The organism is Eggerthella sp., assembly GCF_048329335.1.
GTDB lineage: Bacteria > Actinomycetota > Coriobacteriia > Coriobacteriales > Eggerthellaceae > Eggerthella > Eggerthella lenta.
On the sequence record NZ_DBFEGU010000311.1, the window covers coordinates 1 to 10120 of the forward strand.

A 10120-nucleotide genomic window follows, 5' to 3' on the forward strand; every position below is an offset into this window, starting at 1 on the left:
CACCCGTGCGCCCCGCCCACCCCCTGGCGGGGCGCTGGCGGCCGGATTCCCCCTCCCTTTCTCTTCCGGCCGCTTTTCCTCTTTCATGGGCGCTGCGCACTCCCCCTCCGCGCAGCGCCCGTCTGTATTCCGACGAATCGAGGTGGCATCTATGGAAGAATCCCACGTTCCGCATTGGGGCATGGTCATCGATCTTGCGAAGTGCGTCGGGTGCGATTCGTGCACCGTGGCGTGCAAGGCCGAGAACCGCACGCCTCCGGGCGTCACGTACAACGTGGTGCTGGAACAGGAGACGGGCGCGTATCCCAACGTGCGTATCGAGGCGATCCCCCGTCCCTGCATGCAGTGCGAGAACCCCGCCTGCGTGTCGGTATGCCCGGTGAGCGCGACGTACCGCGGCGATGACGGCATCGTGGTCATCGACGCCGACCGTTGCATAGGCTGCAAATACTGCATCGCCGCGTGCCCGTACGGCGCGCGCTCGGCCGACGAGGGTTCGTCGTACGCAGTCGAGATGCAGGCGGCCGATCAGGTGACGGCGCCCGAGTACGGCGTGGACCACGGCGCGCGCGGGAAGTACCGGGGCACGTACGGCACCGTGCGCAAGTGCACGTTCTGCGCGCACCGCATCGCCGAGGGCGAGGCGCCCGCGTGCTGCGAGACGTGCATCGGCGACGCGCGCTACTTCGGCGATCTGAACGATCCGTCGTCGAAGGTGGCGCAGCTGGCCGCTTCGCCGCGGGCGTTCCGCCTGCGCGAGGAGCTGGGCACGAACCCGTCCGTCTACTATCTGAAATGAGCGAGGTGAGCATCTATGGCATCTGAAACGAAGCGCAGGCGCTGGCTGCCGGCACCGTTCTCGCGCCGTGCTACCATCGTGTGGGCGGTGATCGTAGCCGTGCTGCTGGTTGCGGGCGCGTACTTCATGTACGACCGCTTGGCGAACGGACTGGGCATGGCGGGAGCCACGAATTCCGTGCCCTGGGGCTTGTGGGTGGTCGTCTACATCTGGTTCTCCGGTTTGGCGGGCGGCTTGTACCTCCTTTCGGCGCTGGTCTACCTGCTGAGGATTCCCCGCTTCGCGCCCGTCGCGCGCATGGCGCTTGGTTTGAGCGTGGTGTCGCTTGTCGTGTCGATGATATTCATCGGCATCGACCTGGGCGCCATCCGGCATTCGCTGGGAACGCTGCTGTTCTTCCATTGGTCGTCGCCGTTGGCCTGGGAGATCAAGGCGTATATGTTCTTCATGGTCGTGGCCGTCGCACAGTTCGTGCTCGTGCTGCTGAACGACAAGCGAGCTGCCGAGGCTGCTGGCGAGCCCAGCATGGAATCGCTTCGGCGGCGCGGCAACGTGAACCTGGCCATCCGCGTGCTGGCCGGGGTGGGCGTGGCCACGTCGTTCGTGGGCCCTCCGGGCGGTACGGGCATGTTCTTCGCTGCGGTGAAGACGCGCGGGCTGTGGGAGGGCGGCATCACGTCGGTGCTGTTCTACGTCATGGCCGTGGTGACGGCTGCCGCGTTCCTGATCGTCGCATATCGGCTGCTCGCGCGGCTGCGCGGGGCGCGGCCGGACGGTAGCGCGCTCGTGGGTCTGAACCGCGTGCTGGCGGCGTCGCTGTTCGCGCTGGCGTTCTGCGTGTTCTTCCAGATCGCCCCGCCGTTGCTGTCGGGCGATCCGGCGTCGGCGACGGCCGTGGGCGTGATGGTGTCGGGTTCTTTGGCGCCGCTGTTCTGGATCGGCGAGATCGGCCTGGGACTGGCGGTGCCCGCGGCGCTGTTGGCCGTGGGGGCGTTTCGTTCGCGCTGCGCGGCCGGCGGCGCTTGGACGGTCGCTGCTGCCGTCTCCGCCATGGCGGGCATCCTGGCGCTGCGCTACGTGCTGGTGGTGGCAGGGTTCTCGGTTCCGCTTCTGGGCGGCATGCCCCTGCCTGCGTACGTGCCCACTTTGGGCGAGGCGATGGTGACGCTGTTCGTTCTGGGATTGGCCGTCGGCTGCTACGGACTGGCTGTGCGCCTGCTGCCGCTCGAACGCAGGAGCGCGAGCGAGGGCGAGGCGCGGTTGGAAAGCTCCTACGAGGGCGCAGGTTCGGCCGCCGTGTCGTGCGGCGGGGTTTCGACGGGCAAGGAGGTGCGCGATGGAAGCGCAGCATAAAGACGGACGGCGATGCGATGCCGCAAGCGAGCCTCAGCGTTCGAGCTTGTTCGGAACGCCTTCGCGGCGCGCCGTGGTCGGCGCCGGTTGCGCGGTCGCCGCAGGCGCCTTGGTCGCCGGAGGCGGGCTGGGCGCGTACATGGCCGCTGATGACCCGCTGACCGACGAGCCTCACGGGCGCGGCAACGCCACCGGCGCGTACACGGCCGACGACGTCATCCTGTCCATGTGCAACAACTGCAACAGCTACTGCACCATCAAGGTGCGCGTGACCGATGCGGCCGACGGCAAGCAGGCGAACGACGGCGCCACCGCGCTGGTGCGCAAGATCGCGGGCAATCCGTACTCGCCGCTCAACTCGCAGCCCTACGCGCCGATCCCCTACGCTACGCGGCCCGAGGAAGCGCTCGCCCCCGGCGACGACATGGCCGTGGCCGGTCGCGCTTCGAACGGGGGCATGATCTGCCTCAAGGGCCAGGCGGGCATTCAGCTCGTGCACGACCGGTTCCGCATCACGCAGCCTTTGCGCCGCGTGGGGGAGCGCGGGTCGGACGAGTGGGAGACGGTCAGCTGGGACACGGCCCTCGACGAGATCGTGAACGGGTCGCCCGCGCTGGGCACGCCGGGCATCGCCGAATGGTACGCCTACGCGCCGAAGAAGCAGGTGGAGGCCGATGTCGCGCTTGTGGAGTCGGGCGAGATGACCAAGGACGCCTTCGCGGCGAAATGGGCCGACAAGCTGATCGACGTGGAGCATCCCGACCTCGGCCCCAAGTCCAACCTGTTCTGCTCGGCCGGCGGCGACCGCATGTTCCTCGTCGGAGACCGCTTGACGCAGCTGGGGTTCGGCTCGGTCAACAACTTCAACCACGGCGGCGTGTGCGGCATGACGGGCGTCATGGCCAACGTGCGCACGCACCCCACGACGAACCATAAGCGCATGTACGCCGACATCGACCATTGCGAATGCCTTATCATCTGGGGCACCGAGCCCATGACGGCGAACAAGGGTCCGTCGTGGCTGGCTCCGCGCCTGTCGGTGGCGCGCGAGCGCGGCATGAAGCTGTACGTGGTCGATCCGCGCCAAGGGCGCAGCGCGTCGAAGGCCGACGTGTGGCTGCCCGTGATTCCCGGCAAGGACGCCGAGCTGGCGTTCGCCATGATGTCGTGGATCATCGCGAACGAGCGCTACGACGCGGCCTACCTGTCGGCGCCCTCCAAGAAGGCCGCCGCCGCACTGGGCGAGCCCACCTGGTCCGATGCGACGCACCTCGTGGCCGTCGACCTGCCGAACCGGCCTATCGTCACGGCCAAGGTGCTGGGGCGCGCGGGCGAGGCCGGCGCGAACGGCGAGGCGCTGGCCGACGACGCGCGCTTCGTGCTGGTGGACGGCGAGTTGACTCTCGCCGATGCCGCTGAGGGCGCCGCCGATCTGCTGGTGGACGCAGAGATCGACATCAAGGGAAAGCCTGCGCGCGTGAAGAGCGTGTTCCAGCTTTTGAAAGAGCGCGTCGAGGAGCGAACGCTGGAGGAGTACGCCGCCGATGCGGGTATCGAGCCCTCCGTGGTGGAAGAGGTGGCGCGCGAGTTCACGTCGCACGGCAAACGTGCCTGCGTCATGAGCTACCGCGGCCCGGCCATGCACGCCAACGGCTTCGATGCGGTGCGCGCCGTGGGGTATCTCAACTTCCTCATCGGCAACCACGATTGGAAGGGCGGTCACATCGCCGCCGCGGCGAAGTTCGCGCCGTTCGAGGGCCGCTACGACTTGAAGACCGTGCCGGACGCGCATGCCGGATGGGGCATTCCCATCACGCGCCAGAAGACCGAGTACGAGAAGACCAGCTACTTCAAGCAGGACGGCTATCCGGCGCCGCGTCCGTGGTACCCGCTGCCGGGCAACCTGTCGCACGAGATCGTGCCCACCTTGCGCGCGGGCTACGTGTACGATCATTTGGGCGCGCTGTTCATCCATCGCCATTCGCTGGTGGACTCCACGCCCGGCGGGCGGCGACTGGCCGACGTGCTGGGCGACCAGGACAAGATCAACCTGCTGGTGTCGTTCGACGTGGAGATAGGCGACACGTCGCGCTTTGCCGACTTCGTGTTACCGGACAAGGTGTACCTCGAGCGCTTCAGCCAGGAATCCATCTATCCGAACCAGCAGTACCAGCTCATCCAGCTGGGGCAGCCGGCGGTGCGCGCCTTCGACGGCCCGCGCTCGGTGGAGGACGTGTACTTCGACATCATGCAACGCCTCGGGCTGCCGGGCGTCGGCGAGCATGCCGTGCCGGTGGGCAAGGACGGCGACGGCGGCACGGCGGCCCTTTCGACCGAGTACGACTACTGGTTGAAGATGGCCGCGAACATCGCGTACGCTGGCGAGAAGCCGGCGCCCGACGCCGATGCCGACGAGCTGGCCCTGTTCGAGCGCGCCCGCAAGCGCGCGCTGGGCGAGGCGTTCGATCTGGAGGCGTGGAAAGCCGCCGTCACCGAGGAGGAATGGCCGAAGGTGGTGTACGTGCTGAACCGCGGCGGGCGGTTCGCGTCGGCCGACCCTGCGAAGGGCGACGGTTACGACGGAGATCTGATCAAGACGAAGTACGCTGGCTTGTGCGCGTTCTACGACCCGAAGACGGCTTCGCTGAAAGACGCGTTGACCGGTGAGAACTTCGACGGATTGGCCCATACGGCGCCGATCGCCTTCGCCGACGGCACGCCGATGGCGCGGCCGGCCGACCGACCGTTCGCGTTCATCAACTGGAAAGCGCGCACGAACGGCACGCACCGCACCATCGCCGCGTCATGGTTGCGCGAGACGACCACCGAGAACTTCGTATGGATGTCGCCGTCCGACGCTGCCGAGCGCGGCTTGAAGAACGGCGATGTCGTGGAGGTCGTGGGGCCTGAAGGCACGCTTTCCGGTCACGTGCGCGTGACCGAGGGCATTCGTCCCGGCGTGGTGGGGGCCAACTACTCGTTCGGCCAGCAGGGCTACGCCGCGCGCGCGGTCACCATCGACGGCATGTTGATGGGTCCGGCTCCCGATTACCTTGAAGAAGAGGGCATCCTCGACGGCGACGAGCCCGGCAAGCAGAAGACCGGTTTCGCCGGCGGGCGGGGGCGCGGCTTCTGTATGAACGAGCTGCTGCCCGAGGAGACGCTTGCCGGAGGAGGCGGCGTGACCGATCCTATCGGAGGCGGCGCCGCCCAGTTCGACCTCTGGGTGGACGTGCGGAAGGCGTAGGAATTCGGCGCACTCTAGGGCGCGGGGAAGGCCATGCGGTCCAGCGATCTTCCCCGCGCCGATTCGTGATGGGTGCGGCGTGCGGTCGGCGCGGCGTGCGACGTTCGGTTCCCCAGAACCTCTGCCGCCGCCGTGGAGGGGATGCGCTATGAGGAAGGGCGCGGCTGCCGCGCGCTGGGCGCGAGCTGGTTTGTGAATTTCGCTTGGAGCGGGCCACTTTCTCGAAGATACGGGGGTTCCGGCTTCCGCTATACTTGCCCGCTGTGAAATCGCTTCTATACATATTCGAGCGCTACACCAGCCTTCGCCAGCTTTCGCGGCGACGTTCGCGCACGGCTGCGTTCCGCGCGCCGGGCGAAGTGGGCCCCGGCGTGTGGCAAGGCCATCGATGAGCGGACTCTCGTAAGCGGACGGCCTTGTTCGACGGCCTCCGCGTTTTCGCTTTCCTCATTCATATTCCCCGATCGATCGCCGGCCGTTCTCTTCGTGCGCCTTCCTGCGCGCGAGCGAGGGTATCGGCTCGGTCGTCGACGCGTCCGCAAAGGAAGTCGATGCGCTCTTGAACGAACAACAATTGGTTGCTGAACAGCACAAAGTAACTCGCAAGGAAATCACCGTCATCGGCATCGTGCTGGCAGGTGCGTTCCTTGCCATCCTGAACCAGACCGTCCTGTCGCCCGCGCTGCCGAAGCTGATGGACGCGTTCTCCATCTCGGCCGGCACCGCGCAGTGGGTGACGTCCATCTACATGCTGGTCAACGGTATCATGGTGCCCATCACCGGGTTCCTCATCGACCGCTTCTCCACGCGCAAGCTCTTCTTCGTCTCGCTGATCTCGTTCATCGTGGGCACGGCGCTGTGCGCGGGGGCTCAGACGTTCGAGCTGCTCATCGTAGGCCGCGTGCTGCAGGCGGCCGGCGCGGGCGTGCAGCTGCCGCTCGTGGGCGTGGTTCCCATGCTCATCTTCCCGCCCGAGAAGCGCGGCACGGCCATGGGCATGGCCGGCATCGTGATGAGCTGCGCGCCGGCGGCCGGTCCGGTGCTGGCCGGGGGCATCATCGACGCGTGGGGCTGGCGCATGATGTTCTGGGCGATGATCCCGCTGGCCATCCTCGTGCTGGCGGTGAGCTTCTTCCTGCTTACGAACGTGGGGGAGCTCAAGCGCCCGCACCTCGACGTGCCGTCCATCGTCCTGTCCACGTTCGCGTTCGGCGGCCTGCTGTACGGTTTCTCCAGTGCAAGCACGCTGGGCTGGGGCAACGCCGTGGTCGTCGACAGCATCGTCGTGGGCGTGGTCGCGCTCGCGTGGTTCATCCATCGCCAGCTGCATATCGAGGAGCCGCTGCTGCAGCTGCGGGCTCTCAAAACGCCCACGTTCGCGTACTCGGCCGTCATCGTGACGGTGGTCAACTCGGCGCTGGCCGTGGGCAGCGTCATCCTGCCCATCTACCTGCAGAACGTGCTGGGACTGACAGCGTTCGAAACCGGCATCCTCATGACGCCCGGTGCGGTGGCCACCATCTTCCTGAGCCCGGTCAGCGGTATGCTGTTCGACCGGTTCGGGCCGCGCGTCATAGCCATCGTGGGCTTGACGGGGCTCACCGCTTCGCTGGCGGCGCTGTCCTTCGTCGACGACAAGACGATGGTCGCGTACCTCGTAGCGTTCTACGTCATCCAGTCCTCCGGTCTGACGCTGGCGAACATGCCGGTCACCACCTGGGGCATCAACGCGCTGCCGAACGACATGATCGCGCACGGCAACGCCATCAGCAACACGGGGCGCCAGGTGGGCGGCGCGGTGAGCACCGCCCTCATCGTGACGGTGATGACCATGGTGACCGCGGCGAACGCCGAAGCCGGCCCGGTGCTGTCCACGGCGGCGGGCATCGACGTGGCGTACGGCATCTCCGCGGCCGTGGCCGGCATCGCTCTGGTCATCGCCGTCTTGAAGGTGCGCAACGTCAAGAAGCAAGCGGTCGCCTCGCCCGCATCCCAGGCCGAAGCGCCGCTTGAGATCGAAATGGAAGAAGCTCGGGAAGGAGCTGCACGATGAATCGGACGATCGGCGACATCATGGAGCGGGACGCGTACACGTGCCGCTACGACCAGGACCTCGGCGAGGTCGTGGCCCTGTTCAACGAACTGGGCACGAGCGGGCTCGTGGTGATCGACGAGGATCGCCATGTGGTGGGATTTATCAGCGACGGCGACATCATGAAGGCGGTCGCCGCGCAGAAGACGCGCTCCATCTTCGGCGGCGGGTACTCCAACATGGTGCTGTACGACAACGAGTCCTTCGAGGAGAAGGCCCGCGCGCTCAAGCGCCGCAACGTCATGGAGCTGGCCGTGCAGCGGGTGCTGTGCGCCACGGCCGACCAGACCATCGGCGAGATCGCCGACGTGCTGGCGAAGAAGAAGTTCAAGAAGGTGCCGGTCATCGACGAGGACGGCAGGCTCATCGGCATGGTGCGCCGCGCCACCATCACCCGCTACCTGTTCGATGTGCTGTTCGGCGAGGAAGAGCCGAGCGCCGAGTAGCGCCGGGGCTTATACTGGCAGCATCAACCGCATCGGTGCGCGTCGAGAAGGGAGAACGTCATGAAGGTGATCGTCGTCGGATGCCTCGGGCAGATGGGGCAGCCCGTCAGCCGATTCGTCGCCGAGCGCGAGGGTATGGAGCTGGTGGGAGGCGTGGGCCCTGCGGGACGCGACTACATCGGCCGCGACCTCGGCCAGGTGGTGGGCCTCGGACGCGATCTGGGCATCCCCGTGGCGGACGACCTCTCGTCCGTCATCGACGCGTGCGACGCGCTCATCGACGTTTCCAGCGTGGAGCAGTGCCTCGAAACGCTCGACTTGGCCGTGGCGCATGGGAAAGCTCTCGTCACGGCCAGCACGGGGTTCTCGCCCGAACAGTTCGAACGATTCGAAGCGGCCGGCCGGCACATCCCGATCATCTTCAAATGCAACACCTCGAAGATGGTGAACGTGATGCTGAAGTTGGTGGAGATCGCGGCGCGGGCGCTCGTGGACGAGACGGATATCGAGATCATCGACCAGCACGACCGCGATAAGCTGGATGCGCCCAGCGGCACCGCCGTCATCATCGGCAACATGATCGCGGAGCTCAAGGGCACCACGCTCGACGAGCTGGCCGAGTACGGCCGCGAGGGCCGCGGCGCGTGCAAGCCGGGCGGCGTGGGCTTCCATTCGCTGCGCGCCGGCGATATCACGAGCGACCACAAGGTGTACTTCGGAGGCATGGGCGAGCGTTTGGAGATCACCCACTACTCCTACGGCGACGACTGCTTCGCCCGCGGCGCCGTGGACTGCGCCGCGTATCTCCAAGGAAAGCCCGCGGGCGTTTACAGCATTAAAGACGTGTTCGACCTGCGTTAGCGTACCGCCCGCCTTCTAGGGGCGGCGGGCTTGGCGGGCGGCCGTCACGAAGAGGGCGCAGGCGATGAGCGCGAGCGCCGCCGCGGGCGCAAGCGGCATCGTGCCACCGAGGAACAGGGCGATCGTGCAGGCGAACAGGGCGCCGGCCAGCACGGCGGCCACCGCCCAGCCTCTTTGGATACGGGTCATGGCGGCCCTCCTTTCGTCGAAGCATCTACGGTACCAGCTTGCCTTGCAGGGGTGGGGGCGACGCGCTGACATCGAAGTCACGATCGGGCAACACCTTCTCAAACGGGGCGGCGGGTCAGCTGCCCTGCCTGTTCGCGCTCCTAGGATGAGGGCTGTTTATATGACAGCTAGGGGATTCATCGTGAATCCTGAGGAGGTGAAATCGTATGGATCTCGCATTGCTTCAAATGCCGATGGTTCTGTTCACCACGCTCGTGCCGATGGCTTCGGGCGCGTTCGTCGGCCTGGCGCTGGCGTTTCTGACCTCGCGTTTCAGCAAGGAGTGCCTCGCCCGCATCGACCGCTGGACGCTGCTTCCGATGGCGATCCTCGCCGTGGGCTACATCGCGTCGTTCGTGGCGCTCTCGTCGCCGCAGTATTCGATGAGCTTGTTCCAAGGCGTCGACATCGCGCCGTTGTCCTTCGTGGGCATCGCCGGCATGCTATTCATCGCGCTGGCCGTGGTGTACTGGATCATCGCGATGACGGGCAATCTGGACGAGCGTCCGCGCAAGGTGTTCGCCACCGTAGTGGGCGCGGCTTCGCTGCTGCTGTCGCTCAGCATCGGGGTGATGTACATGGGCTCCGCGGTGCTCACCTGGAACTCTCCGCTCGTGCCGCTCGGCATCATCGGGTTCTGCATCGCAGGCGGCGTGCCGCTCGGCGTGCTGGTCGTCGCTCTCGCGGGTGGGATGCCCGAAGCGCGCTTGACGCGGTTGCCAACGGTAGCGCTGTTCACGGCCTTTATCGGCGTGGTGGCGGCCATCGTCGCCGTCAGCGCGCAGCTGCTGTTCGCCCAGTCCACGTTCAACGCGTTCTTTCCGGGCTCCGACGTGCTTCCCGGTTCGTGGGTGTACCTCGTGATATCCATCGTGGGGTTCGTTGTTATGCTGGCGACTCTGCGCGCCACGCTCATGCCCGGCGGCCACAATGTGGCGGCGATGGGAAGGACGGCGGGTGCTGCGGCGGCCATCCCGCTGCGCGATCGCGAGGACGTCGATGCTGATGCTCCCGTGGGCGTCCGTTCGGCCATCCCGCTGCTCGTGGCCGGCAACGCGGCCGTGCTCATCGGCATCTTCGTGGCGCGCCTCATG

General features: G+C 66.8%; 8 protein-coding genes. 7 read left to right on the top strand and 1 reads right to left on the bottom strand.

Features of this window, described 5'->3' with window-relative positions; translation table 11 throughout:
- Positions 1-151 precede the first annotated feature (151 nt).
- The 6 genes from ACMO6A_RS09810 to dapB all read left to right on the top strand — a co-directional run bounded on the left by ACMO6A_RS09810 (position 152) and on the right by dapB (position 8798).
- A complete protein-coding gene (locus tag ACMO6A_RS09810) occupies positions 152-799 on the top strand; it encodes a 4Fe-4S dicluster domain-containing protein (protein WP_009608127.1) in 648 nt (215 codons plus the stop codon).
- Between the two features lie 15 nt (positions 800-814).
- Positions 815-2152, top strand: coding sequence for an NrfD/PsrC family molybdoenzyme membrane anchor subunit (gene nrfD / locus ACMO6A_RS09815; protein ID WP_035584167.1), 1338 nt, complete (start codon positions 815-817; stop codon positions 2150-2152).
- A complete protein-coding gene (locus tag ACMO6A_RS09820) occupies positions 2136-5399 on the top strand; it encodes a molybdopterin dinucleotide binding domain-containing protein (RefSeq protein ID WP_418471175.1) in 3264 nt (1087 codons plus the stop codon). Before nrfD ends, ACMO6A_RS09820 begins: the two co-directional genes overlap by 17 nt.
- Before the next feature lie 559 nt (positions 5400-5958).
- Complete coding sequence (locus ACMO6A_RS09825; RefSeq protein WP_192935130.1) at positions 5959-7452, top strand: MDR family MFS transporter; 1494 nt, start codon at positions 5959-5961, stop codon at positions 7450-7452.
- Positions 7449-7937 (top strand): HPP family protein, encoded by a 489-nt coding sequence (locus ACMO6A_RS09830; protein WP_086414992.1) that lies wholly within the window; start codon positions 7449-7451, stop codon positions 7935-7937. Before ACMO6A_RS09825 ends, ACMO6A_RS09830 begins: the two co-directional genes overlap by 4 nt.
- Positions 7938-7997: 60 nt before the next feature.
- Positions 7998-8798: a 4-hydroxy-tetrahydrodipicolinate reductase gene (gene dapB, locus ACMO6A_RS09835; protein WP_086414991.1), complete on the top strand. Its 801-nt coding sequence runs from the start codon at positions 7998-8000 to the stop codon at positions 8796-8798.
- 15 nt (positions 8799-8813) lie between these two features.
- On the opposite strand, the gene ACMO6A_RS09840 is transcribed toward dapB, so the two are convergent.
- Positions 8814-8987 carry a hypothetical protein gene (locus tag ACMO6A_RS09840; protein WP_009306088.1) on the bottom strand — a complete coding sequence of 58 codons (174 nt, stop codon included), beginning with the start codon at positions 8985-8987 and terminating at the stop codon, positions 8814-8816.
- 206 nt (positions 8988-9193) lie between these two features.
- On the opposite strand from ACMO6A_RS09840, the gene ACMO6A_RS09845 reads away from it, so the two are divergent.
- The coding region (locus tag ACMO6A_RS09845; protein ID WP_418471176.1) for a dimethyl sulfoxide reductase anchor subunit family protein at positions 9194-10120 on the top strand (927 nt) is incomplete at its 3' end.